The sequence below is a fragment of the Acinetobacter sp. YH12251 genome (genome assembly GCF_013417465.1).
Lineage (GTDB): Bacteria > Pseudomonadota > Gammaproteobacteria > Pseudomonadales > Moraxellaceae > Acinetobacter > Acinetobacter amyesii.
The window spans coordinates 23,307-49,211 of the sequence record NZ_VPDZ01000010.1; the positions used below are offsets into that span (position 1 = coordinate 23,307).

The window sequence follows — 25,905 nt, forward strand, 5'->3', positions numbered from 1 at the left end:
TTAAGGTATAACAACTTTGAATCCACCAAATATGCCGAATCAAGTCGATTTTCAGAAAGTCGCATTAGAAACTTTGCGTATTGAAGAGCATGCTTTACAAGTATTAGCGACGCAAATAGATGATCGTTTTAGCCAAGCCTGCGAAATCATTTTACAGTGCAAAGGGCGTTTAGTGATTACTGGTATGGGCAAATCGGGTCATATCGGTCGTAAAATGGCCGCTACATTTGCCTCGACTGGTACGCCATCTTTCTTCATGCATCCGGGTGAAGCTGGACATGGTGATTTGGGCATGTTGGTTAAAGGTGATGTGCTCATTGCAATTTCAAACTCAGGTAAGAGTGATGAAATTATGATGCTGATGCCATTGATCAAACATTTGGGCATTCCTCTCATTACTATGAGTGGCGACAATAAAGGCCCAATGCCACAAAATGCTGATGTCGCATTGACCTTGGGTAATATTCAAGAAGCATGCCCTTTGGGTCTAGCTCCGACCTCAAGTACCACTGCAACATTAGCCTTAGGTGATGCCCTTGCGGTTGCTTTATTGGATGCACGTGGCTTTACCTCGGATGATTTTGCACGATCTCATCCTGCTGGAGCGTTGGGTAAGCGTTTGTTATTGCATGTAAAACATCTAATGCATACAGGTGAAGACTTACCCAAAGTGTCGCCAGAGACACCAATGAATAAAGTTCTCTACGAAATTTCAAATAAACGTTTGGGACTCACCACAATTGTCGATGAAAACGATACCTTATTGGGTATCTTTACCGACGGTGACCTACGTCGTTTGATTGATAAACAGCAAGGCTTTGATGTGAATATGAAAGTCTCAGAAGTGATGATTAAAAATCCTTTGACGATTTCACAAGAAGAACGCGCGGTACATGCTTTAGAACGTATGAACGACAAGAAAATTACACAATTTGTGGTTGTTGATGATGCCAATAAAGTGATTGGGATTATCAGCATGCATGATCTGATTCAGGCTGGGGTAAATTAAGAAAATGGCATCGTATGTATTGCTAGAACAAGCGCGTCACATAGAAGCACTAGTACTGGATGTAGATGGAATTTTAAGTGATGGATTTGTAACGTTGACAAATAGCGGCGATGAAATCAAATCCTTTGATATTCGAGATGGCTTAGGCATGAAGTTGGTGCAACAAGCGGGTATCAAAGTCATCATTATTACTGGCCGTAAAAGTAATATTGTTGAAAAACGCATGTCTGACTTAGGTGTCGATTTGGTCTTTCAAGGTCGTGAAGATAAAGGCGTTGCCTTGACTGAAGCCTGCGCACAGTTCGGTATTGATCCTTCAGATTGCCTATATATGGGCGATGACTGGCCCGATCTTTCAGCCTTCGCTATTGCGGGGATGAAAGTGACCGTACCAAATGGACATTTAGAAGTACGTCGCCGTGCAGATCTTGTTACGCAGGCGATGGGTGGACGTGGTGCTGTTCGTGAAATCTGCGATATGCTTTTAGTTTCTAAAGGTGTATACCAGGAACTACTTGAAAAATATGCAAGTGCACCTTATTAATAAATTGATGCAGTCATTGGATTGAATCTCCGCTTATGGATACTAAAGTTTTATACGTGACAGCTGTGGTCATTGCTGCAGTAAGCGGTGGTTTTTACTATTTCGGTGGAAAGGGTAATAAGCTTCAGGCGGACTCTTCGAAAAGTATGACTTACTCAGCTGAAAACATTAACCTGACGCAGACTGATGAGCAGGGAAAATTGCATATTCGTGCGCAAGTCGATCGACTTGAGCAGGATTTGCAAAAGCAAACGTCTCATTTGGTCAATCTGAAAGCATCGACCTATCAAGATGGTGCTGTTGATGCCACGTTCTTTGCCAAACAAGCCAATGGTATGGACGATAACCAAAAAGTCGTACTGAGTGACAATGTGGTTGCGACAAAATTGATGAGTGAAGGGCAAATGGAGTTTCGTACTGAGGAACTAACTGCTTTTCCAAAACAGCGTGAAATAGAAACGGACAAGACTGTAACGGTGATTTCACCACAAGCCGAATTTGTCAGCCAAGGTTTAAAAGCAAATTTAAACGACGGTCAATACGAATTTTTTAATATTCGAGGAAAGTATGAACCATAATTTTAATCGAAAAACTGCAAAAACTTTCCTAAAACGTACAGCGCTACTCGGTTCACTGGCGTTATGTTCAGTTGCAGCTTTTGCTTTGCCTTCAGATCGTAATCAACCGATTTCATTGGTTGCCGATCGTGCAACATTTAATGAAAAAACTGGGATTACGACGTATACCGGTAATGTCATCATTGAACAGGGTTCGATGAAGCTTCAGGCAAACTCAATCGTTGCGAACTTAAACAGTAAAAAAGAGATCAGTACGATTACAGCAACGGGTGGGCCAGCACATTTCCAACAAAAAACTGACCCTGCCAAAGGCTATGCAAAAGGCCAAGCACAGAAAATCGTCTACAATGCTGAAACAGGAATTATCACCATGACGGGTGGTGCTTTGTTACAACAAGATGGTGCAAGTATTCGTGGTAATAGCCTGAAATACAGTATGAATAAAGGTGACATCGTTGCTGAAGGTACACCAAATAAATCTGGATCTTCTTCAGGTCGTGTTCAAATCGTGATTCCACCGTCAAGCACTAAGTCCTTTCCGGGAGCACGTGATTAATGGAGCAAACCTCGCAAGTTCAAACTTTATGTATTAAACATTTAGCCAAAAACTACAGTAAGCGTTGGGTGGTAAAGGATGTATCCTTTAGCATGCAAAGTGGTCAAATTGTGGGTTTACTTGGTCCAAATGGTGCAGGTAAAACCACAAGTTTCTATATGGTTGTTGGCCTGGTGCGTATGGATAAAGGTGAGATTCATTTAGATGATCTTGATTTGTCTGACTTGGCAATGCATGAGCGCGCACGTAAAGGTATTGGTTATCTACCTCAAGAAGCATCTGTTTTTAGAAAATTAACCATTTCTGAAAATATCATGTCGATTTTAGAAACCCGTAAAGATTTAAATAAGCAACAACGTCAGCAACGTCTAACGGAATTGCTTGCCGACTTTAAAATCACACATATTAAAGATTCTCTTGGTATGAGTGTGTCAGGTGGTGAGCGACGCCGTGCGGAAATCGCGCGTGCTTTGGCAGCAGATCCTAAATTTATGTTGCTCGATGAACCTTTTGCAGGGGTTGATCCTATTTCGGTGGGTGATATCAAAGACATTATCCGAACATTGAAAGATCGCGGTATTGGTGTATTAATTACCGACCATAATGTGCGAGAAACCCTTGCGATTTGTGAGCATGCCTATATCGTGAGCGAAGGTTCAGTGATTGCAGAAGGTACTCCAGAAGAAGTCCTTGCGGATGAAACTGTACGTAAAGTTTATCTTGGTGATGATTTTACCGTTTAATTGAATAATATAAGAAATTTCCCGTTGAATGGCGCTAGTTTCATTCAGCGGGTTTATGTTATTGTCTGAAATGACAAAAACTGAGCGATTAATCTAAAAAATTAACAAGAATTCAGTATACTTTAAACTAAAAATACGACCTGCAAAAATCATGCGATTACGAAAGATGAATGGTCCAGAAGTTGGGCGTCCGCGTAAAAATAAGTGCAATTTCTTTTGTATATTATTATTACCCTTTTCCATTGGTTCAGTGTATGCAGCAGATACCGGCACTGCACAAAGTACCATTCAAAAGACATTAGATAAGATTTTTTTACCTAATAAGCCGAAACCTTCTGCCGAAAAAATTAACATCACAGAACTCAGTAAATATAATTTAGATACCTCACGTGTCCAAGAAATGCCAGCCGTTGCTTATGGTCGAACGCAACAAGGCAGCTATAATCCAAGCACAGTAGCGAAGAATCTAAGTTTTATTGATGCGATACATATCGCCGTCCAAAGACGTCCAGAAATCACACAAAGTATTGCTACAGTCGCATCGCAAAACGCTAATATTGACCTAGCGAATGCTGCATATTATCCCCAAATTTCAGGTGGATTAAGTACCGCAGATCTGACAAAAGGCGAGCGTGGACGTCAGTTGGTATCTTTAAATGCGACGCAGATGTTATATGACTTTGGTAAAACCAAAAGTGCTGTCGGTATCGAAGAAGCAAAAATGTTACAAGAGCAGGCTAATGTACTTGTAAATTTAGATGAAGTTTCTTTTGATGTTGCAAATGCAATTATCAACATTAAACGATATCAAGAAGTGGCTAAAATTGCGCAGCAGCAAATTGCCGGTGTGAGTCGGATTGCTGAGATTGCTAACTTACGTGCAACCGCAGGGATCAGTAGTCAAGCAGACCCTATTCAAGCCAAGTCAAATTTAGAAGCTGCAGAATCAAATTTAATTGTGCAAGAAACTCAACTTCGACAGTACCAACAGCGACTTCGTACCTTGTTAGGTTTTGATGTAAGTCAGATCAATTGGGTGATCCCAGATCGCATCTTAACGGCTGCAGCTCTATATGAGGATCCGGATTTCAAGATGATTCCGAGCATGATGAAAGCACAGGCTGGGGTTGAAATTGCCAAATTGCAAAAGCAACAGTCAAAATTAAGTGCTTATCCAACCCTCAATGTCAAAGGCAGTCTGAGTCAGGCGGTGAATGGCCGTAATCCAAATAATGATGAAGATGATGGTTTATATAATTCAATCATGTTGGAAGCCACCAGTAATTTTTACCAAGGTGGTGCAATTGCAGCGCAAACACGTGCCGCAAGCTATGCAGAAGAAGCAGCAAAAGCACAAGTAAATACAGTGTATTTGGATGTGATTGATCAAGTCCGAATGATTCGTGAACAAATCGAAAATAAAAAGCGTCAAATGTCGATATTGGTGCAGCGCCGTGAAACAACGGTAAGAACCAAAGAGCTGTATCAAGAACAATATAAATTAGGAACTCGAACGGTTGTCGATCTACTGAATGCAGAGCAAGCCATACATAGTGCCGCACAAGAAATTGTGACATCGCAATATGATATCTACTCAGCACTTGCACAGTACATCCAAGTGACAGGGCGTTCACGAAATATTTATGAACTTAATAATATATCTATTCAGGGGTTTGAAGTTCAGCCATGAGTAATACAATAAATTATCAACCGTGGCTGCAAGCGGTTCTGAATATTGCAAAGCATTATCGAATTGAACCCTCTGAAGAACGTATACGGTTGCAGTTGGATTGGGATCAACACAAAAATGCCGATGAACTGGTTGCAGTCATGGCACGCCAAATTGGATTAAGTGTTCGAAAAAATAAATATGACATAAATCTGCTCAACCCATGGCGCTTACCTGTATTGGTTGAGTTTATCAGTGGTGAAGTGGGTGTGGTAGAACGCATCGACGTAGACGGTAATGCCAGTGTCCAATTGAGCGGAGATGAAGGTTTATCTCAAGTCTTCTCTATTGAACGATTGAGCCATGGCGTTCGCAATATATATATTCTGCGTCCAGAGTCATCTGTACCCGATGCACGTGTTGATGAATACATCAAGCCGTTTGAAAAAAATTGGTTCTGGTCGATCGTTTTAAAAGACTGGAAACGCTACATCGACATTATGTTTGCTTCATTAATGGCAAATATTTTGGCCCTTGCCACCATTTTGTTCTCGATGAACGTGTACGACCGTGTCATTCCATCTCAATCTGTGCCAACCTTATGGGTACTTGCAGGTGGGGTATTAATTGCGGCGATATTTGAGTTTGCACTACGTGTTTCACGAATTTATTTGTCGGATATTATTGGTAAACGTGCCGATTTAAAAATATCTGATCGTGTGTTTGGTCATGCATTAAGAATTAAAAATAGCGAACGCTCAAAATCAACGGGAACTTTTATTTCACAGATTCGTGAATTAGAAGGCGTGCGTGAGATGGTCACCTCGACGACTGTTACTGCGATTGCCGACTTACCGTTTTTCTTCCTATTCTTGTTCATCTTCTGGTTAATTGGTGGCAATCTATTTTGGGTTATGCTGTTGGTGGTTCCTTTGATGATTATTCCAGGGATTTTGGCGCAAAAACCATTGGCTAAACTTGCACAAATGGGTATGCGCGAGTCTTCGATTCGTAATGCCTTATTGGTTGAATCTGTGCAAGGTATGGAGGATGTCAAATTACTTCGTGCTGAATCACGTTTCCAAAACCAATGGAACCACATGAATGAAGTGTCTGCTGATGTCAGCATGCGTCAACGTAAAATCGTGGGCTTAATGTCGGCATGGACACAAAAAATTCAGGGTCTAACGTTTGCAATTGTTGTACTTGTCGGCTGTTTTGCTGTGATGAAAGGTGAAATGACCACAGGTGCTTTGGTGGCTTGTTCGATTTTGTCCTCACGAATGTTGGCACCAATTTCTGCACTGGCTGGGGTATTAGGTCGTTTACAACAGGCTAAAGTGGCGAAAGCAGGTCTTGATGAACTCATGAAGAAACCTGTCGATCAACCGGATTATTCTCATCTTATTCATCGACCATCAATTAATGGTCATTATGAACTCAATGGTGTGTCATTTAAGTATGGTGAAGATGACCCACGTCCAAGTCTTTTAATTCCAAAACTGGAAATTAAGGCTGGAGAAAAAATCGCAATTTTGGGCCGTAACGGTGCTGGTAAGTCGACGCTACTCCAATTGTTATCGGGTATGCAAACGCCAGTACAAGGCAAAGTTAAATTAGATGGGATTGAGCTGTCTTTAATTGACCCCGCAGATGTACGCCGTGATATGGGGCTATTGAACCAAAATTCACAGTTATTTTATGGTACGATTCGTGAAAACTTGACCTTGGGTGCTCCGCTGGCGACTGATGAACAATTGATTGAAGTACTGAAAATTACGGGTGCAATTCACTTTGTTCAAGAGAAAAAAGAAGGGCTAGACCATATCATTTTAGAAGGTGGTGTAGGCTTCTCTGGCGGTCAACGCCAAGCTTTGTTGCTTGCACGCTTATTGATTCGTCAACCCAATATTTTATTGCTTGATGAACCTACAGCAGCCATTGATGACGTATCTGAGAAGCAGTTGATCGATCATTTAAAAGGTTATTTACAAAACCGAACTATGGTGGTGGCAACACATCGCCGTGCGGTACTTGAGTTGGTTGACCGCATTATTGTGGTGAATGAAGGTAAAATTGTCATGGATGGGCCACGTGATCAAATTCTGAATCAGAATGCTCAGAAAAAAGTAGCTGGGGCTTAAATCATGAGTGAAAATAAACAAGAAATACAACGCTCGACCAAAGTCAGCTTTAAAGAGCCACCATTACCGAAATCGAGTTTAATCATTTGGATTATTACGATTGGTCTGGCAATCCTTTTAGTTTGGGCTTGGTTGTTTAAATTAGAAGAAGTCTCTACAGGGACAGGTAAAGTGATTCCATCTTCGAAAGAACAAATTGTTCAGTCGCTTGAGGGAGGTATTTTAACCAAGTTGAATGTGAAGGAAGGTCAAATTGTTGAACAAGGACAAGTCCTTGCGCAACTCGATCCAACACGCTTCGCATCAAATGTTGGTGAAACCGAGTCTTTACTTGTGGCATCACGTGCGACAGCAGCACGTTTACGTGCAGAAGTGAATGGTACACCATTAAGCTTTCCTGAAGATGTTCAAAAGATTCCAGCTTTAGTGAAGGAAGAAACAGCTTTATATCAATCCCGGCGTGCAAACTTGGAAGAATCTGTTGCCGGCTTAAAACAGGCATTGGTGTTAGTTCAACAAGAATTGGCCATGACTGAGCCGCTCGTTGCTAAAGGGGCAGCAAGTGAAGTTGAAGTACTTCGTTTAAAGCGTTCAGCGAATGACTTACAAAATCAGTTAAATGATGTCCGTAACCAATATTTGGTGAAATCACGGGAAGAATTGTCGAAAGCCAATACTGATATTGAATCGCAGCAACAAGTGGTGAAAGGCAAATCGGATACGCTGAGCCGTACCGTTTTTAAATCTCCAGTTCGTGGTGTGGTCAAAGAAATTGATGTGATGACATTGGGCGGTGTGATTCCGCAAAATGGTAAATTGATGACCATCGTACCTTTGGATGAACAGCTTCTGGTTGAAGCACGTATTTCACCGCGAGATATTGCTTTTATTCGTCCGGGTCAAGAAGCCTTAGTGAAAATTACGGCATATGACTATTCGATCTATGGTGGTCTAAAAGGTAAAGTGACCGTCATTTCACCAGATACTTTACGTGATGAAGTGAAACAAGATCAGTTCTATTATCGTGTTTATATCCGTACAGATAGTGATAAATTAAGCAATAAAGAAGGTAAAAGTTTTAGTATCACTCCGGGTATGGTGGCGACAGTTGATATCCGTACCGGCTCGAAAACTGTACTTGAATACTTAATCAAGCCATTCAATAAAGCAAAAGAAGCACTTCGCGAACGTTAATAACGCAGTGCCAATCAAGCCTCCAGTATTGGGGGCTTTTTTGTGGATGTAAGTCTTTCAAAAAACGCTATAATATCCTTTGATAGAGGATCTAAAGACGTTATGCCATTTACACTCGCCGCACAGTTTGAATATGAAGAAGACATTAAAAAAAGTCGTTTTCAAGCCATCGCAGTTCCTGTGGAAAATGAACAAGCCGTTAAAGATTTTCTCGAAGCCCATAAGGATATCTCAACAACACATCAGTGTTGGGCATGGAAAATTGGACATACCGTACGTTTTAATGATGATGGTGAGCCTTCAGGCACAGCAGGTCGGCCCATTCTAGCAACCATAGAAGGGAATGACCTAACCAACGTGTTGGTCTTGGTTAATCGTTGGTATGGCGGAATTAAGCTCGGGACAGGGGGATTGGTACGTGCCTATGGTGGCTGTGCAGGTCAATGCCTTTTACAAGCTGAAAAAATTGAACTTATTGAGAAGAAAAAAGTGCAGTTTAGTTGTCAATTTAATGAATGGGCAATTTTCCAATACGAACTCAGTCAGCAGCAAATTGAATTTCAGGAAGACTATACAGCGCAGGGCGTAAATGTACTTGCAGCATTGCAAATTCATCAAATCCAACCGCTACAGTTAAAGATTCAAGATGTAACTCGCGGACGTGAACAATTGCATATCGTTGAGGCTGCTGAAGATGAATGAAATAGATCCATTATTGAAATATCGAGAGCAACATAAGCATCGTTTGAATTATATGCCTTGGTTGTATTGGTCACTCAAACCGAAAAATCGTGGTTGGGCTGAAGCTTGGCAACAAGAATATCAAGACTATCTCAAATCGATGGAAACTGTGGAAATTGGTGAAAATTGTTTTATATCACCCTTGGCTCATATTTTTGCCGAACCGGGACGTAAGATTGTTATTGGAGATAACAGCTTTATTGCGGCGGATTGTACCCTGCATGGCCCAATAGAAATTGGCAATGAAGTGGCGATCAATCATCACTGTATTTTAGATGGTGGGCGCGTGGGCATAAAAATTCATGATCAAGTTCGTATGGCCGCTTATTGCCATCTATATGCTTTCGATCATGGAATGGATGTCAATCAACCGATCTATCAGCAGGCTGTACGATCACAAGGGATTGAGATAGAGCGTGATGTTTGGTTAGGTACGCATGTTGGAATCAAGGATGGCATTCACATTGCTGAGCAGGCTGTAGTCGGTATGAACAGTATGGTGACGAAAAATGTCGAAGCGCGTGCAATCATTGCTGGAAATCCTGCAAAATTCATTCGATATCGTGAATAAATAATCGCCAAATACGTCATAAATATTTTTTATGCTTACACAATTGCATGCACAGTGAAACAGAGTTGTGATAAGTTAAAAATAACAAACAACATTTTATAGCCAAGCAATAATAAAACGAGGGCTAATCATGAAACGAGTTATCGCCTGTATCGACTCTTCTCCATGCATTAATGCACTAGCTGATGCTGCTGCTTGGGTTGCTAAACAAACTCACCGCGAGTTGGTTTTACTACAAATACTTGATTACTATCCGGCAAGTTATCACTTAGGTGAAATCAGTGGCGTGATTGGGTTTGAAAGTAATGCCATGCTCTTGAAAGAACTCGCGGAGTTAGAACAAAAACAAAGTGATTTAGCTTTAGATTATAGTAATAATTTGCTCAAACACATTTCTGAAATGATCCAAGATAAGCATGGGATTCAAACCACCCATATTCAGGAAAAGGGTGACTTCTTAGAGCAAAGTTTTAATATTTTGCAAGATGACGATATTGTTTTAATTGGTCGGGTAGGTGAACGTTCAGCAGAGCGCAATAAGCCGCTCGGTAGTAATGTTGAAAACTTTATTCGTGGTGCAAGTTGTACAGTTATGACCGTAGGACCAACGTTTAAACCACCGACTCGCTTTATTTTTGCCTATGAATATTCGCCTAAATGCGTTGAGTTAATGAAGCGTGTGGCACAAAGTGATCTACTCAAACTCTTACAATGTCATTTGGTTTATGTTGGAGATCACCCACAAATCTTGGATGATCCAAAAAATTATTTAACCAATGCCGGTCTAGATGTGGTGACGGAATACCGCTATGGCGATGTTTCGGAAAATATTCTGGACTATCAACAAGAGCATGGCATTCAGTTAATCGTACTGGGTGCGTTTAGCCACAGTAAAATCCATCAGTTCTTCTTGGGCAGTATCACCACCAGTATTTTCAGAAATTCGAGTGTTCCATTGTTGGTTGTAAAATAAGTTGAGCAAACGAACAGAGTTGATTTAATAGACGGACAATTACGAGTAAATAAATAATAAGTTGTTGATTTAAAAATAATCAGAGTTATCCTCAAAAATTGTGGATAACTCTGTGTGTAGTATTTGTAAGTAATTGTTTTTAAAATAAAATATTATATTGATTGTTTTTTATACCTTTATTCGAGGTGTTTAAAAAACACCTCGATTGAGATTATTTAACGATTGCAATTGCAAAACCGTCATGACCTTTGCAACCAACAGTTTGAAGTGCTGTGCAAGATAAAATTTTCGGATGATTTTGCATAGCTTTGAACATATCACGAATACCTTCAATGCTTGGTTTGTGGTTTTCAGCGTTCAGAATCTCGCCTGCACGAATCACATTGTCTAAAACAATCACTGTACCTGAATGAGATAAATTTAGGCTTAATTCTAAATATTCAGGATAGCTCTGTTTGTCTGCATCGACAAAAATAAAGTCAAAAGCTTCGGTATTTTCAGGAAGGGCACGTAAAATATCTGCCGCACGACCACATTTCAATTCAATCGTTTGTGCAAGCTTCGCATTATCAATATTTTCTTGACCGAGGGCAGCATGTGTATCACGACCTTCAATGGTCAGAATATAACCATCATCAGGTAATGCACGTGCTAGCCACATGGTGCTATAGGCTGCAAAAGTTCCAAGTTCTAAAACGCGTTTACACTTGTTCATTTGGATTAACATTTGAAGCAGCATGCCTTGATTAGCCGCTACAGCAAGATGATCAGGAAAGCCACGTTCATCCGTATGTTGAAGTGTTTGGGTCAATATTGGATCTTCAGGAATTAAATGTGAATCGATGTAAGCATCAATGTCTGTCCACATTTGTTGCATGTTGTCGCACCTCGTGATTGATGCAAGCATTTTAAACCTTTCCACCAACATCGCAATTTATTGTTCTATATTTGAATATTTTATGTACAAAAAAGACCTACGAAGAGGTCTTGCTATGACGATGTAATGTTTTAGTAATTACACATTGATGAGCGACTTGAGTGATCAGGCCCCCAAGTACGGTAGCCTTGAGTATCAATATGAATTTGTCCGCTGGCATATAAACCTAATCCCATATTGAGACTCTGCCCGTGTTGTGACCAAAATTGGCATAAACGGAACTTGGTATTTTCAATATAACTGTAGTCTTCGGGCTGCGGGTACGCAGGTCCAATACGGAAATCAATCGCCGAGTTATATAGGTGACGAGATGAACTTGCACCACCGGCACATTGGTTCAAAGGCAAATCACGATAAACCGAAGTCACTTCAAAGTCCGTTAAGATATTGGCCGCAACTAAATATTTAAAGACACGTAAGGTTGCAATTTGGTTTTGCCATAATTCACGGTTAGGCACCATATATTCTGAGCGACCACATTTTTGCCAATCACGTGCAGTACGCATCAGCTCAAATGAAGGGATGATATTGCCTACACCATTTTTCTCTAAAAAGACTTCATAGTCTCGAACGCGACGTAAATTATCAACAGATGCGACCCATGAGTTGTATGCATAAGGCACCACTTTAGGCGGGGCTTGTCTGATGGTCGCCACTTTTTCTTGAGGTATGTAAATACGTTTACCGTCGGGAGTTGTAATAGTGTGACCTTGTTTTTGTGGTGTAGTTGTACAACCAATGAAAACAAGAGGGAATATTGCAACGGACAATAATCCCTTGAGTAAATGCTTCATTATAGAAATCAATTATTTATAAACTCGTTCTATTTTAATCCAATTTGATTGAGAAAATTTGAATAATTTGCAATGAAATGTGTGCTTTAAGTATAAAAAAAGATCAGCATGTGCTGATCTTTTCATGAAAGCGTAAAATTACTTTTCAAGATATTGTAATTTATCAGCTTTACCGTTCCATTCTTCACGGTCGGCAGGTTGATCACCAATTTGAGTGATGTTCGGCCATTTTTGAGAAAGTTCAGTATTAAGTTCGATAAATACTTCTTGACCTTCAGGTAACTCATCTTCAGAGAAAATCGCGTTAGCTGGACACTCAGGTTCACATAGCGCACAGTCGATACATTCATCTGGATTAATAACAAGGAAGTTTGGACCTTCATAGAAACAGTCAACAGGGCAAACTTCTACGCAGTCTTGATATTTACATTTAATACAGTTTTCAGTGACAACAAAGGTCATGGCGACAGCTACCTAAAAAATATGGTTCTAATAAACTAATGGTGTATTTTAGGCAAAAAATAGGGTAACTAACAATTCCTTTTATTGATAATTATTATATGCAGTGCTGTTAAAATCACTAAAAACTGAACAATTTATGTAAATTTCACAATGAATGAGAATCATACTCAAAAACTAATTAAATTACATCTGTTTATCGAACAATATTTTTATGTGCATTTTAAGCATGAAATATTTTAAAACATAATTTTTTTTATCAATTTATTGCTGAATAGCCGCAGTGGTAGATAGCAAACATTCACTAATTTACGCGTTTGAATGGTGTCAATGCAAAGAACACCTTTATAGGTGCTCTTTGCATATCTCATCTATCGCTTCTGCTAAATTTAGATCTTAAGTAAATCTTTCAAGGCGTAAAGTTGTTGTAGTGCTTCACGTGGACTTAAGTTATCGACATCTAAATCTGCTAAGGCATCAAGTACGGGCGATGTTTTTTCAACTTCAACCACGCGTTCGATGACTTCTGGCTCTGCTAGTGCAGAGAATAAATCGGTTTGTACAGCCGTATTGAGTTGCTGCTTTTGCTGAGTTTCTAAAATGCGAAGGCGATTTTGTGCTTCTTTGATCACTGCCGCAGGAATACCTGCAAGCTTTGCCACCTGTAGACCATGACTTTGACTCGCCGGGCCTTGTTGAACTTTATGCAGTAAGATCAGGTTGCCATTTAGCTCACGAGCAGTCACATGATAGTTATCGATATTAGCGTCTTTGCCTAACTCGGTGAGTTCAAAATAATGCGTTGCAAATAGGCATAAACATTTAATACGACGCGTGAGATCGAGTACACATGCCCACGCTAGTGATAAGCCGTCATAGGTACTCGTACCACGCCCAACTTCATCCATCAGTACCAATGATTGATTGGTCGCATGATGAAGAATTTGAGAGGTTTCAGTCATTTCCACCATGAAGGTTGATTTGCCTGTAGACAAGTCGTCGGCAGATCCTATACGTGTAAATATCCGATCGATCGGCCCTAAAATGGCAGATTGGGCAGGGACAAAGCTACCACAGTAGGCCAATAAGCTGATTAAGGCAGTTTGGCGCATAAAGGTCGATTTACCGCCCATATTTGGCCCTGTTATAATCGCCATGCGGTGATTAAAGTCCAAACTAGTATCATTTGGAGTAAATGCTGATTTGCTCAGAGATTCCACAACAGGGTGACGACCGGCTTTGATTTTGATCCCAACTTCAGGGCTATATTCAGGACGTGACCAATTTCGTAATCGAGCTTGATGGGCAAAATTAGCCAGTAAATCAATTTGCGCTATAGCGGCGCTCATCATTTGTAAGTTGCCAATATCTGCACGTAACTCATCAAGTAATAGCTCAAAGAGCATTTTTTCGCGCGCTAATGCACGTGACTCACTCGAAAGCACCTTATCTTCAAAAGATTTCAACTCAGGGGTAATGTAGCGTTCCGCATTTTTTAGGGTTTGGCGGCGAATATAATGATCAGGTGCTTGCTCAGCCTGCGCTCGAGTGAGTTCAATATAGTAGCCACTGACACGGTTATAGCCAATTTTTAAGGTTGAAATTCCGGTTTGTTCACGCTCTTTGATTTCGAGATCAATGAGGAATTGTCCTGCATGGTCACGAATTTTACGCAGTTCATCAAGTTCAGTGTCGAAACCCTCGGCAATCACATTTCCATCACGTAAAAGCACTGGCGGGTTTTCTACGATGGCAGACATGAGACGCTCATGTAAGCCGTGAAAATCACCCATTTCATCATTTAACTGAGCGATCAGCTTAGATTGGTGTGACTGAATGATCGGTTCAAGTGCATGTCGAAGATAGGGAATTTGTGCACAAGTTTGACGTAACTGAACTAGGTCTCGTGGACGAGCACTGCCGAGAGCTACACGAGATAGCACACGTTCAATATCACCAATTTCTTTGAGAACTAAGCGGATCGGAGACTCATGATAGCCTTGCAGCATCGCTTGTGATGCATCTAAACGTGCATCCAATAAAGCGGTATCTCGTAAAGGCTGCATTAAGGTACGACTTAATAGACGGCCACCCATCGCAGTTTGGCAATCATTGATAAGTTGGAACAGGGAAGTGCCATGTTCAAATAGGGGATCAATCAGTTCTAAGTTACGACGAGTGACGGGGTCGAGCGCCACAAAATCACTACTTTGTTCGAGTTGAATGCTGCGGATATGTGGTAAAGCAGTTTTTTGAGTCACTTTTGCATAGTGAATCAAAGCCGCTGCGGCAGCTTTCGCCAAAGGTAAATGGTCAATACCAAAACCTGAAAGTGTGGCAACTGCAAATTGGTCACACAGCGTTTTTTGTGCGTTATTTAAATTGAAGTCGACGTTTGGACGTTTAGTGACAGGGCAGTCTAATTGACGTTTAATTTGCTCGACAATATTCGGGTCAATGAGATCTTCATCAATCAAAATTTCACTCGGCATTAAACGCGAAAGTTCGATTGCCAATTGTTCCAGCTGATAGTCCATTTGCTGAACTTTGAAAATACCTGCACTGAGGTCTAGTAAAGCAATCCCGATCTGATTTTGTTGTAAGCAGATCGCGACTAAATTTGAACTTTGATGAGAGGCAATTAGTGCATCATCCGTTAATGTCCCCGGTGTAATGATACGAACAATGCCGCGCTCAACCGGCCCTTTGCCAGTTACCTCACCAATTTGTTCGCAGATCACCACCGTTTCCCCTTTTTTTACAAGGCGGGCTAAATAGCCTTCAGCTGCATGGTATGGGACACCCGCCATAGGAATAGGCTCACCATTGGCTTTACCACGATGTGTTAGTGTAATTCCTAAAAGTTTTGCTGCCTTATGCGCATCTTCAAAAAAGAGCTCGTAAAAATCACCCATCCGATAAAACATCAGTGAATGCGGATTTTGCATTTTGACTGACATGTACTGTTGCATCATTGGGGTCAGGGTTGAAAGGTCAACTTTGGAATTATCAGCTTGCATGAAACGAAATACCTTAAAATAAAAATTTGTGCGCTGCTAAACGAATAACACTGTTTTGATGAAAATTGGATTTAAAAAAAGTCTTTATATTTATATTGTCTCTTCGTTCAAAACCACAGGTGTACGTTAACAAATCGTGTTGCTGATTCTAGCAAAAAAAGTGACAGGAAAATGCCAGAAAAGGTTTGTCTGCATGTAAAAAAAGCAGTCAAAATATTATTTATAAACGCTAAAAAGTCTGTGTGTAAATTCAACAATGGATACATTTACAAAGCGATAAAGTGACTCAAACATCAACCTGTGCTTCAGCCTGAGCTAATCGATATTGGTTTCGACCGCTGCCTTTTGCAAGGTAAAGCGCTTGATCGGTGGCCAATATAAATTTTTGAATTTGATCAGATTCAGAGGGAATGATCGTTTCCGTACCGATGCTAATCTTCACAAATTTAGACATATGGCTGGCTGGATGTGGAAGTTCGAGTGATTAAATTCTGCGTAATAAATCGGCAGCCAAAGGTTCAATTTTCAGCTTCAGTTAACACCCTAAAGAGGAGTAAAAACTCTTCGCTGCCATAGTGTGCAGCTAACTCACCATTTCGATTGGTGATTTGAGACAAAAACTCAGTAATTTGTGTGAGGCAGATGTCACCCGCCTGATGACCTAAATGATCATTTTAATTTTCAAAAATATCGATATCGATCACCATGATGCTTAAAGGCTGTTGATGGCGTAGGGCATAATGCCATAGCTGTTCTAAAGCTCCTTATAACGGACGACGGTTTGCTAGCCCAGTCAGTGGGTCATGTTCTACCAACCCGCAACCATGGCAATATAAAAACGCATACCAACAAAGGCATAGATGATGACCAAGGCATACTTCATGGCTGCATGTAATAGCGCATCATTGTGATCATTACAAATCATAGTAAAGATGATAAATATGATCGCAACAGCGCACATCGAGCCTAGACAAGTATAAACATTAAAATAAGGGTTTAATGCGGAAAAAAGATAAATCCCATGCAATCAGAATGATAAACACTACCCAAATATACAGAGGAATCTACAAAACTGCGTTATGGAATCACTTGATAAATCCCCGTACATGACAGGGCATACAGGAGAAAAATAATGATTCCGCGAAAACAAAATTTTTTCGCCGCTTCATCGCGGTAGAGCGGTTGATAAATGGATTATAAACTTGACGTAAAATAAACTTAATTTTATATAGTTATGATTAGACCCTTAATTTCACAGAAGAAGTGACTTAAAGCCTTAAAATTTCATAATTCGATATGCTCATAAAAAATTAGGAAATGGGCACAATATTTTGAATTTATTTTACAATAATTTATCTCCAATATAAGGTTTATGTAAAGTTTAACGAGTGCCATTGAGTTTTAAAATAATTAAAAAAAAGCTTATATAGTAATTACCTGAATAATGGCATATTCAAGTAAATGCAGAAATAAAAAAAACCGATCCTGAGATCGGTTTTAAAATATGTAGATCGATTTAAATGCTGTATTGCCTTATGGTTTATAGAGGCCAAGTTCAATCAAATGCAAACGTAATATACGGCGTAGTTCGAGTACAGCTTCAGGGGTTTCTTGAATCGAATGCCCCCCTTTAATGATTTTTTCTGAAACAGCACCCTCTAGATGAGCACTAGTGTATGGTACGATATCATCCGTCATAATATTTTTATCTTGACTGTTGGTGTTATTTCCCATAATTGAATGAAACTTCAAACCCTTACGCGGCTGAATATTTTCAGTGAGCGCGATAAATTTTGATTGATGACTTAAGTCACTTGGTCCATTTTGGATCAAGCCATGGTCAATTTCACGAAATAAATCTTTCAGGTCTTCTTCTTGAGTTAACACATCACCCATAGCCGATAAAAAAGCTCCTGGGAGTTTAATAATTTTTCGAGCAGCTTTGGTAAACCAACGATCTGCATATTCAGTACCACGATGCGGTGCAGCCAAAAAAATTGCACGGCTGAAATTAGGAATATCATCAATCACCATACGTTGCTTCACTACTGGAATATTTCGGTACTGATTTAATTGACGTGAATTCATCATTTTCAAAGCTGCTTGCGTGGTATCGGCTTGGCTGACCAATAGTCGTGCAATAATGCCGCCCATACTATGACCGACTAGAACAGCATCTTTTTTAGCCGCGGCATTGGCGTCTACTTTGCTAAAGGTCTGAGTCAAAATGGAATAAATTTGGAAGCGGCTTTCAATAATCGGCATATTCGTTGAATAGAAGACTTGCCACACTTGATAATGTTCACGTAGCACTGAATCGCCCATAATATCGTTAGTCAGACGAATCCATGCTTCAGGGCTGCTAGCAAGACCATGTACCAAGACGATAACTTTCTTGTCAGGATTATATGGTTCAAGCATGTAGAGATGCGGCATCGTCAGTTTTTCATCTCGGTCAATCAGTGATAAATAAGCTGCCTTACCCAAGTTATTTTGTGCTAACCAAAGACCATATGGAGCAGAAAAATTGGCAGCAAGCGCATAGTTTTTATTGGCAATATTGACCTGTTCATACTTATACGGGTCGTAAGCTTTAATTTGAAACTCATGTTGATTCAAAATTTGATCAACTGTAGTTGTAGCGCTTAGTGGTTCAGCCGTTAAGGTTGCAGCTAAATAGCGCGCTTGATGGATATTAGGATTTGAACCAGACGGATATTTAAAATCAATCGGGTTGATAATATATTTTGCTTTGCCTGTTTCAATCGTATGTTCTTCGGGTAAAACTACAAGAAATTCGGAGCCAAAACCATCTCGGCGGGTAATTGAACGTAAACCTGAGAAGTTAAGGTTATAGGTTGACATCAATTGTTCAATTTTACGATTTTTGAGTTCTGGGTAGTGGCTGAAGTCTATGTGATAGGTGGTTTGCCCAACTTTAATCTGTTGGGTGACTTCTTGCGGTTTATAACGTAGTGCATAACTGCTAACCAATTTGGCAATCCCTTGATTATAGAAATCACGGATTTGAACTTGACGGTTATCAAAAATACGATCAGCAGGCGCACGTTTGGTTTTAAACATGTACGCATAGCTATAGCGAATACTTTTATCGAGAAGTATCAATTGTTGATCTAAGCACTTATTATAAGTGTCTTGTTCAATTTTTTGTTTTTCTTCAGATTTGTGACTACTGAGCACACCTAACTTGCAGGCTGAAGAAGATTCATATTCTATAGCTTTAGCTAAATATAATTCACTTGCTGTAGAAAGTAATTGTTCATCTTGAATCTGAGGAATTTGTTGTAACTCATCAACACAGGCTTTCGGGTCTTCTGTGCAGGCTTTGGCTTCCCGACCTGTCATCGACAAGACATTTAAACTGGCTTCGCTAAGTTTATTTCGAGAAATAATACTTTCACGTTCATTGGCAATCGAAACATTGAGTTTTTGATTTTTGACACTGACGACCTGACATCCACTCAGTACGCTTGTACTTATGATTCCAAGGAGCAGTATTTTTTTAATATTTTGCTGCATAAAGAGGCCGCGCATAAGGTTAAGTATTTTCAAATCATACGATAATTGTCAGGATTTTCAATTCACCTTAAATGAAAAAAGACCGTTAAAACGGTCTTTTTTCAAAAGAATTTTTTAAATCGTCTGATTTAAGACGCAGCTTTTGGTGGATTTAAAACTTGCCAAACATTCCAGCGACCTTGCTTTTCAATTTCTTGAATTAAACGATCAGCAACTTCTGCTTCTTGTGGATATTTAACTTTATAGTTCTTTAAAACCTGAATGGCGTTCTTTTTTTGTTCCATGGCAATATAGTTATTTGCTGCAGAAAGATACGCTTCTTGAACACCGGCTTTCATTGCTTTGTCTAAGTATGGAATCGCTTCACGTTGACCACCACCTTCAGATAAACCAAAACCGAACCAGAAGTTTGCTTCTGCATCATCTTGGTTGATTTTTAAAATACGTTGTGCGTAAGTTAATGATTTAGTTGTGTACACAGAACCCAAATCAAGGTTACGTGCCATCACACTGGCTTTAAATGCACGAACTAAAATATCAAAAGAGGCGTTGTCTTTAGACGCAAGCGTATCTAATTTTTGCGTAACTTCCTTGAGTTTAAGCTCAAACCCTTTGCGTTCTTGGCGTTGAACAAAACGTGGTGGATAGTGACGTGCTTTACCTTCAACAAGCTGTAAGAAATCATCAATTTCAGTAATGTCGATTTCATTGTCACCTGCTAAAGCAGCAAATTTCATCGAACGTTCTTTGCTGTCAACAGTGGGGATAATCAGGCGGTTTTCTTCAAGGGTTAATTGCTTGGATGGGTCGGTTGGGCTAGTTACCACCATCTTAGTCACAGGCTGTGCTGCAGCTTTTTGTAAATTTAATTCAAAAGGAGGTGGTGCATCGTAGTTAAATGGGTTGAGTGCGTAGAAAGGTGGAGTTAGTTCAGGCTCTACAAAAATCATGGCATCTTTAGGAGCATTATTTTTAGTTGGGGCGCTTCCACAAGCGGCAAGGGTTAAAGCAATACAAGCAACTGCCAAGGGCTTAAGCGTCATATGATTCATCCATTAAATTTATTTTATAAAAAAAAGCATGTTGGTCAGTCTAAAAAAACTCAGAACAACATGCAAGTTAAAGGCAATTTATTCTGATTGCTTTTGGTTAAGCTTTAGATTGACTACTTTGAGCTTCGCATTCGCGGCGCACATCTTCAATGATTCTAAGTTCTTCCTGACTAAAAGGTTGTTCATTAAGCTGTTGCTTTTTGAACGTTGGGTCAAGGAGAGACAAACGCTGACACAAATTATTCATACGTTTTTCATTGTGCTGAATACGATCTAACAATACACGCATACCTTCTAACATCGGGTCAGTTTGGTCTTGGGTTGCAGCATAAGGCTGGAAACCAATACTTTCTGCATAGTCGCGACGACGTGTTTCCGCTTCATCTTTTGGTTTATCTTTGGTGATAAAGCGTGCTGGATTGCCCACAGCAGTAGTATTTGCAGGAACTTCTTTAGTCACGACGGCATTTGAACCGACTTTGGCATTTTTACCCACCGTAAATGGGCCCAAGATCTTTGCACCAGCGCCAACCACTACACCATCTTCCAAAGTTGGGTGACGTTTGCCTTTGTTCCAAGTCGTGCCACCTAAGGTCACACCATGGTAGAGGGTGACATCATCACCAATTTCAGCTGTTTCACCAATCACCACACCCATACCGTGGTCAATAAAGAAACGACGACCGATTTTCGCACCCGGATGAATCTCAATGCCTGTGGCAAAGCGGCTAAAAGAAGACAATAGACGAGCTGAGCCTTTACACTCTTTTTTCCAAAGTTCATGTGCCATACGATGCATGATTAAGGCATGAATTCCTGGATAAGTCGTTAAGACTTCGAGCGTATTTCGTGCAGCAGGATCGCGCGCGAATACAGCCTGTATATCTTCTTTAAGCTGCTTAAGCATTAGATTGATCCTCATTGTCTGTAGATTTTTTCCATGTTCCGTTATTTAAAGCCTGTACTCGGCTAAAAATGCCACGTAATAAGTGGTATTCCATACGATCTAATTGTATACGTCCAAATAGGCGACGCAAGCGTAAAGGTAATAATCTTGGATTTTTTGGATCCATAAATTCAATCTCTGCCAGCATTTTTTCAATATGCGGGTAGAACTGTTCCATCATTTCATGGGTCACCAAAGGTTCATCCCATTCCATATCGATGTCATCAGTAACATGCATGTTGGCATCAGGATTTGCAGTTAACTCAGTATGTGCAAGGGCAGCCATGCGCATTTCATAGCAAATCACCTGAATCGCTTGGGCAACGTTTAAGACGCCATATTCAGTATTCACTGGAATAGTGACATGGTAGTTGGCCATTGCCAATTCTTCATTGGTCAAACCACGGTCTTCACGGCCAAATACTACGGCAATTTCTTGTTGTTGTTCGCAGACCGCTTTGAGAGACATTTCGGCAGCAGGGCGAGCGTCAAGTAATGGCCATGGAATGGTACGACTACGCGCACTGGTACCAAAGACAATATGACAATCTTTAATAGCATCTTCTAATGATTCAACGATTTCAATTTGATCAATTAAATCGACAGCACCGGCAGCCAAAGCATTAATGTCTGGATGCGGGTAAGTCTTAGGTGCAACTAAGACCAGCTTTGAAAGTCCCATGGTTTTCATGGCACGTAATGCACTACCAATATTTGCGGGTAATGTTGTATTCACCATGACAATACGCACATGAGAGAGATGTGCTGAAACCGCAGCATTGTCAGTTTGATTCATGATATTTCCAATATGTTTATTTAAAAAAGCAGTTCAAACAGCGTTTAAACTTTAAGAAAATTGATTGGCTTCTGCTTGGTATAAATCCATGGCATCATCCATGCTCATCCCATCTGGCGGTGGCGGAACCTGCGCAGGAATAGAAGCTTGTTCATAACTTACCGCTTTGGCTGCTTTGGATTTGACATGATATTCGACATGCAAAGATTCTTTACCGAAGTAGTCACGCAGCTTAGACAGTAATTCATCTAGTGGGGCAACTTTCCAGTTTAAGCCCAAATGAATGTCGGCCGTCGCATATGGATAGTCTATATATAACTGCACAGGGATATGCGTACACATATCGACATTGCAAAAAGGCAGTAAAATATTTTGGATGTCGCGTGATAGCGTTTTACTAAAATGTTCAGGTGTTAATTTAATTTGAATGGCATTGGCACGTTTTTGACGGATTTCATTCAAACTGAAGGCTTTAGTTAAGCGACCCATTGGCCGATCAAAACCTTCACGTTCGTAAATTTCACCTTCAATGACCACCACTTTTTCGTTTTGAATCACATCTTTGAAGCGGTTAAAACGTTCGTGATTCGCAGACACTTCTATACGTGCAGTACCATCATCGAGCGTCACCATCATGCGGTTCGGGAAGTTGGCAATATCGACGACGAGGCCTGCAAATACTGTAGTGACACCACGTCGTGTAGGCGTAAGCTCATTAATGCGCTGTGAAATAAAGGCTTTTAGCTCTGATCGATACACATCGATCGGATGACCTGTTAGATAAAGCCCAAGAGTATCTTTTTCACCTTTAAGACGAACTTCATCAGACCACGGTTTAACAGGTTTAGAAGGTTTACGCTGAACTTCTTCAACTTCACCAAATAAATCTATCATCCCTGTTTCGCGGTTTGTACGGGCTTGGTCAGCCGCTTGTACAGCTTCTGGCAATTGCGCCATCAAGTCAGCGCGTTCTAATCCTAAACAATCCAATGCGCCGCCACGAATCAATGCTTCAAGCGTGCGCTTATTGATTTTTTTTAGGTCAATACGATGACAGAAGTCAAACAGATCTTTATATGGGCCATCTTGGATACGTGAGTCAATCACAGACTGCATGGCAGCTTCACCGACACCCTTGATCGCACCTAAACCATAGACGATGGTTTTTGGATCGCTGGCATGGAAATTATATAAAGACATATTGACCGAAGGTGGTAAGACTTCAAGACCATTAATACGACAGTCATCGATCAAGAACACCACGTTGTCCGTGTTCTGCATTTCCGAGGTCATCACTGCTGACATAAATTCAGCTGGGAAATGTGCTTTTAACCAAGCGGTTTGATATGCAACAAGAGCATAGGCTGCGGCATGGGATTTGTTAAAACCATAGCCTGCGAATTTTTCCATATAATCGAAGATATGGTTGGCCGTATCTGCATCAATACCTTTGGTTGCAGCACCTTCAGTAAAGATCTGACGGTGCTTAATCATTTCTTCGACTTTCTTTTTACCCATGGCACGACGAAGTAAATCCGCGCCACCCAAGCTATAGCCAGCACAGAACTGCGCTGCCTGCATTACCTGTTCCTGATACACCATAATGCCGTATGTCGGTTCAAGGACACTTTCTAGTAATGGATGTAAGTATTCAAACTCGCCACCATGCATACGGTAAATAAAGTCAGGAATCAGATCCATCGGACCTGGACGGTATAAAGACACGAAAGCAATAATTTCTTCGAACTTACTTGGACGTGCCTCTTTCAGCATTTTTTTCATGCCGACGGATTCAAACTGGAAGACTGCTGTGGTATTTGCATCTGCGAACACAGCATAGGCAGGTTTGTCATCCAAAGGAATTAAGGAAATATCGATAGGTGTAGTGATATCTGGACGGGCATTAATGTGCTTAATGGCATCTTCAATTACCGTTAAGTTACGTAAGCCCAAGAAGTCGAATTTAACTAGACCTGCAGCTTCCACATCGTCTTTATCGAATTGGGCTACACGGTTAGTTCCATCTGCATCACACAGTACAGCCGAATAGTCAGTTAACTTAGTTGGTGCAATAACCACACCACCGGCATGTTTACCTGTATTACGGGTAATGCCTTCAAGTTTGAGTGCCATTTCCCAAATTTCGGCTGCATCGTCGTTATCAGGATTTGATGGGTTGGTGACAATATCTTTTAGCTGTGGTTCGGCCTCAATGGATTCTTCCAAACTTAAACCTAAAGGCTTGGTCGGAATCATTTTAGAAATACGGTCAGCCAAACCATAAGATTTACCCAAGACACGGGCTACGTCACGAATTGCACCTTTTGCCGCCATGGTACCGAAAGTTGCAATCTGAGAGACCGCATCTCGACCATAAGTGCGTGCAACATAGTCAATAACACGGTCACGACCTGCAATACAGAAATCGACGTCAAAGTCGGGCATTGATACACGTTCAGGGTTTAAGAAACGCTCGAACAGTAGGTCATAACGTAGTGGGTCTAGGTCAGTAATTTTTAAACTATAGGCAACCAAGGAACCTGCACCCGAACCACGGCCTGGACCAACAGGCACGCCATTACCTTTAGACCATTGAATAAAGTCCATGACAATTAGGAAATAACCTGGGAATTGCATGGTCAGGATGATCCCGACTTCATAAGCTAAACGTTCATCATAAGGCTTACGAATTTCTGGCCAGTCGTCACCACGTTGTTCGACAGGGTACAAATGCGCTAAACGTTCTTCTAAACCTTCTTTTGATAAATGTTCAAAATAGGTGTCAATTGTATGACCTTCAGGAATTGGATAATCGGGAAGGTCATGGAAGCCTAAACGTAATGACACATTACAGCGTCGCGCAATGTGATAGGTATTTTCTATAGCCGTTGGAATGTCTGCAAACAGCTCCGTCATTTCCTCGGCAGTTTTAAAATACTGTTCAGGACTGTAATTTTTAGGGCGACGATTGTCACCGAGGACATAGCCATCGGCAATACAAACGCGTGCTTCATGTGCCTCGAAATCTTCTTTACGTATAAAATGCACATCGTTATGAGCAACCACACCAATGTTAAATTTCTTCGCAAGTTTTACTGCTTCGTGAATAAAGTCTTCTTCACCCGAGCGCTCAGTTCGTGTAATCGCTAAATAAACACGATTGCCAAATTTTTCGACCCATTCAGCTAACAGGGGTTCAGCTTTTTGCGGGTTGGAAGAGCAAAGCATTTTGCCGACATCACTTTGCATACCCAGTAAAACAATCAAGTCTTGGTGTTGATTTAAAATCCAATCTTTTTTTACGCAAGGAATATCAAGCTGTTGACCAGAAATATAACCTTCAGAAACCAACTCTGTTAGACTGCGCCAACCTTTATTGGTCATCGCTAGAAGAGTAGCTTTGTGTTCAGCATCATTCAAACGAATGGTTGAACCAAATATGGGTTTAATGCCTTTATCTAAGCACTTTTTATAGAATTTTACAGCAGCATGTAGATTTGAAAGGTCAGTAATGGCCAGAGCGGGCATTTCATCTGCAGCTGCAGCTTTTACAAGATCAGGTATACGTACAATAGATTCAGTAATGGAAAATTCTGTAAAAATACCAAGATGTACAAAGTGCATAGATGAGTCCCTGCG

Annotated in this window: 20 protein-coding genes and 2 pseudogenes; 11 read left to right on the forward strand and 11 right to left on the reverse strand. The window is 40.6% G+C overall.

Annotated elements, in window-relative coordinates:
- Positions 1-31: 31 nt before the first annotated feature.
- The 11 genes from FTV27_RS10150 to FTV27_RS10200 all read left to right on the forward strand — a co-directional run bounded on the left by FTV27_RS10150 (position 32) and on the right by FTV27_RS10200 (position 10,722).
- A complete protein-coding gene (locus FTV27_RS10150) occupies positions 32-1,009 on the forward strand; it encodes an SIS domain-containing protein (protein WP_180078473.1) in 978 nt (325 codons plus the stop codon).
- A 4-nt stretch (positions 1,010-1,013) separates the two neighbouring features.
- Positions 1,014-1,553: an HAD family hydrolase gene (locus FTV27_RS10155; protein WP_180078341.1), complete on the forward strand. Its 540-nt coding sequence runs from the start codon at positions 1,014-1,016 to the stop codon at positions 1,551-1,553.
- 35 nt (positions 1,554-1,588) lie between these two features.
- Entirely contained in the window at positions 1,589-2,131 is a 543-nt protein-coding gene (gene lptC / locus FTV27_RS10160; RefSeq protein WP_180078343.1) for an LPS export ABC transporter periplasmic protein LptC, read from the forward strand.
- Complete coding sequence (gene lptA / locus FTV27_RS10165) at positions 2,121-2,687, forward strand: lipopolysaccharide transport periplasmic protein LptA (protein ID WP_111883783.1); 567 nt, start codon at positions 2,121-2,123, stop codon at positions 2,685-2,687. The genes lptC and lptA overlap by 11 nt, the downstream gene beginning before the upstream one ends.
- On the forward strand, positions 2,687-3,430 hold the full coding sequence (lptB, locus tag FTV27_RS10170; protein ID WP_180078345.1) for an LPS export ABC transporter ATP-binding protein: 744 nt from the start codon (positions 2,687-2,689) through the stop codon (positions 3,428-3,430). The genes lptA and lptB overlap by 1 nt, the downstream gene beginning before the upstream one ends.
- A gap of 166 nt (positions 3,431-3,596) precedes the next feature.
- A complete protein-coding gene (locus FTV27_RS10175; protein ID WP_180078475.1) occupies positions 3,597-5,120 on the forward strand; it encodes a TolC family protein in 1,524 nt (507 codons plus the stop codon).
- Complete coding sequence (locus tag FTV27_RS10180) at positions 5,117-7,243, forward strand: type I secretion system permease/ATPase (protein WP_180078347.1); 2,127 nt, start codon at positions 5,117-5,119, stop codon at positions 7,241-7,243. The genes FTV27_RS10175 and FTV27_RS10180 overlap by 4 nt, the downstream gene beginning before the upstream one ends.
- Positions 7,244-7,246: 3 nt before the next feature.
- Positions 7,247-8,437, forward strand: coding sequence for an HlyD family type I secretion periplasmic adaptor subunit (locus FTV27_RS10185; protein WP_180078349.1), 1,191 nt, complete (start codon positions 7,247-7,249; stop codon positions 8,435-8,437).
- Positions 8,438-8,539: 102 nt separating this feature from the next.
- Positions 8,540-9,139: a YigZ family protein gene (locus FTV27_RS10190; RefSeq protein ID WP_180078351.1), complete on the forward strand. Its 600-nt coding sequence runs from the start codon at positions 8,540-8,542 to the stop codon at positions 9,137-9,139.
- Entirely contained in the window at positions 9,132-9,749 is a 618-nt protein-coding gene (locus FTV27_RS10195; RefSeq protein WP_180078353.1) for a DapH/DapD/GlmU-related protein, read from the forward strand. Before FTV27_RS10190 ends, FTV27_RS10195 begins: the two co-directional genes overlap by 8 nt.
- 130 nt (positions 9,750-9,879) lie before the next feature.
- Positions 9,880-10,722, forward strand: coding sequence for a universal stress protein (locus tag FTV27_RS10200; protein ID WP_078193559.1), 843 nt, complete (start codon positions 9,880-9,882; stop codon positions 10,720-10,722).
- A 211-nt stretch (positions 10,723-10,933) separates the two neighbouring features.
- Here FTV27_RS10200 and FTV27_RS10205 read toward each other — a convergent pair whose 3' ends face one another.
- The 11 genes and pseudogenes from FTV27_RS10205 to dnaE form a co-directional block, all read right to left on the reverse strand.
- Positions 10,934-11,599, reverse strand: a complete 666-nt coding sequence (locus FTV27_RS10205; protein WP_180078355.1) for an O-methyltransferase — start codon at positions 11,597-11,599, stop codon at positions 10,934-10,936.
- Positions 11,600-11,730: 131 nt separating this feature from the next.
- Positions 11,731-12,453: a D-Ala-D-Ala carboxypeptidase family metallohydrolase gene (locus FTV27_RS10210; protein ID WP_180078357.1), complete on the reverse strand. Its 723-nt coding sequence runs from the start codon at positions 12,451-12,453 to the stop codon at positions 11,731-11,733.
- 138 nt (positions 12,454-12,591) lie between these two features.
- Positions 12,592-12,915 (reverse strand): ferredoxin FdxA, encoded by a 324-nt coding sequence (fdxA, locus tag FTV27_RS10215; protein ID WP_004651686.1) that lies wholly within the window; start codon positions 12,913-12,915, stop codon positions 12,592-12,594.
- Between the two features lie 386 nt (positions 12,916-13,301).
- Positions 13,302-15,932 (reverse strand): DNA mismatch repair protein MutS, encoded by a 2,631-nt coding sequence (mutS, locus tag FTV27_RS10220; protein WP_180078358.1) that lies wholly within the window; start codon positions 15,930-15,932, stop codon positions 13,302-13,304.
- 286 nt (positions 15,933-16,218) lie between these two features.
- Positions 16,219-16,401, reverse strand: a pseudogene (locus tag FTV27_RS17220) (diguanylate cyclase domain-containing protein); the annotation flags it as partial.
- A gap of 49 nt (positions 16,402-16,450) precedes the next feature.
- Positions 16,451-16,594, reverse strand: a pseudogene (locus tag FTV27_RS17225) (diguanylate cyclase domain-containing protein); the annotation flags it as partial.
- Positions 16,595-17,465: 871 nt separating this feature from the next.
- Positions 17,466-19,472: a triacylglycerol lipase gene (locus tag FTV27_RS10230; protein WP_180078360.1), complete on the reverse strand. Its 2,007-nt coding sequence runs from the start codon at positions 19,470-19,472 to the stop codon at positions 17,466-17,468.
- A 128-nt stretch (positions 19,473-19,600) separates the two neighbouring features.
- Complete coding sequence (locus tag FTV27_RS10235; protein WP_078193555.1) at positions 19,601-20,515, reverse strand: ABUW_2363 family tetratricopeptide repeat lipoprotein; 915 nt, start codon at positions 20,513-20,515, stop codon at positions 19,601-19,603.
- A 106-nt stretch (positions 20,516-20,621) separates the two neighbouring features.
- Positions 20,622-21,431, reverse strand: coding sequence for a serine O-acetyltransferase (cysE, locus tag FTV27_RS10240; RefSeq protein ID WP_180078362.1), 810 nt, complete (start codon positions 21,429-21,431; stop codon positions 20,622-20,624).
- Positions 21,424-22,266 carry an RNA methyltransferase gene (locus FTV27_RS10245; RefSeq protein WP_078193553.1) on the reverse strand — a complete coding sequence of 281 codons (843 nt, stop codon included), beginning with the start codon at positions 22,264-22,266 and terminating at the stop codon, positions 21,424-21,426. The genes cysE and FTV27_RS10245 overlap by 8 nt, the downstream gene beginning before the upstream one ends.
- 51 nt (positions 22,267-22,317) lie before the next feature.
- Positions 22,318-25,890 (reverse strand): DNA polymerase III subunit alpha, encoded by a 3,573-nt coding sequence (gene dnaE, locus FTV27_RS10250; RefSeq protein ID WP_180078363.1) that lies wholly within the window; start codon positions 25,888-25,890, stop codon positions 22,318-22,320.
- Positions 25,891-25,905: the final 15 nt, after the last annotated feature.

Coding starts and splice junctions, on each gene's coding strand:
- fdxA (WP_004651686.1), bottom strand. CDS start 12,915: ATGACCTTTGTTGTCACTGAAAACTGTATTAAATGTAAATATCAAGAC.
- FTV27_RS10205 (WP_180078355.1), bottom strand. CDS start 11,599: ATGCAACAAATGTGGACAGACATTGATGCTTACATCGATTCACATTTA.
- FTV27_RS10190 (WP_180078351.1), top strand. CDS start 8,540: ATGCCATTTACACTCGCCGCACAGTTTGAATATGAAGAAGACATTAAA.
- lptC (WP_180078343.1), top strand. CDS start 1,589: ATGGATACTAAAGTTTTATACGTGACAGCTGTGGTCATTGCTGCAGTA.
- cysE (WP_180078362.1), bottom strand. CDS start 21,431: ATGCTTAAGCAGCTTAAAGAAGATATACAGGCTGTATTCGCGCGCGAT.
- lptA (WP_111883783.1), top strand. CDS start 2,121: ATGAACCATAATTTTAATCGAAAAACTGCAAAAACTTTCCTAAAACGT.
- mutS (WP_180078358.1), bottom strand. CDS start 15,932: ATGCAAGCTGATAATTCCAAAGTTGACCTTTCAACCCTGACCCCAATG.
- FTV27_RS10155 (WP_180078341.1), top strand. CDS start 1,014: ATGGCATCGTATGTATTGCTAGAACAAGCGCGTCACATAGAAGCACTA.
- FTV27_RS10230 (WP_180078360.1), bottom strand. CDS start 19,472: ATGCAGCAAAATATTAAAAAAATACTGCTCCTTGGAATCATAAGTACA.
- FTV27_RS10180 (WP_180078347.1), top strand. CDS start 5,117: ATGAGTAATACAATAAATTATCAACCGTGGCTGCAAGCGGTTCTGAAT.
- FTV27_RS10195 (WP_180078353.1), top strand. CDS start 9,132: ATGAATGAAATAGATCCATTATTGAAATATCGAGAGCAACATAAGCAT.
- lptB (WP_180078345.1), top strand. CDS start 2,687: ATGGAGCAAACCTCGCAAGTTCAAACTTTATGTATTAAACATTTAGCC.
- FTV27_RS10245 (WP_078193553.1), bottom strand. CDS start 22,266: ATGAATCAAACTGACAATGCTGCGGTTTCAGCACATCTCTCTCATGTG.
- FTV27_RS10175 (WP_180078475.1), top strand. CDS start 3,597: ATGAATGGTCCAGAAGTTGGGCGTCCGCGTAAAAATAAGTGCAATTTC.
- FTV27_RS10150 (WP_180078473.1), top strand. CDS start 32: ATGCCGAATCAAGTCGATTTTCAGAAAGTCGCATTAGAAACTTTGCGT.
- FTV27_RS10235 (WP_078193555.1), bottom strand. CDS start 20,515: ATGACGCTTAAGCCCTTGGCAGTTGCTTGTATTGCTTTAACCCTTGCC.
- FTV27_RS10200 (WP_078193559.1), top strand. CDS start 9,880: ATGAAACGAGTTATCGCCTGTATCGACTCTTCTCCATGCATTAATGCA.
- dnaE (WP_180078363.1), bottom strand. CDS start 25,890: ATGCACTTTGTACATCTTGGTATTTTTACAGAATTTTCCATTACTGAA.
- FTV27_RS10210 (WP_180078357.1), bottom strand. CDS start 12,453: ATGAAGCATTTACTCAAGGGATTATTGTCCGTTGCAATATTCCCTCTT.
- FTV27_RS10185 (WP_180078349.1), top strand. CDS start 7,247: ATGAGTGAAAATAAACAAGAAATACAACGCTCGACCAAAGTCAGCTTT.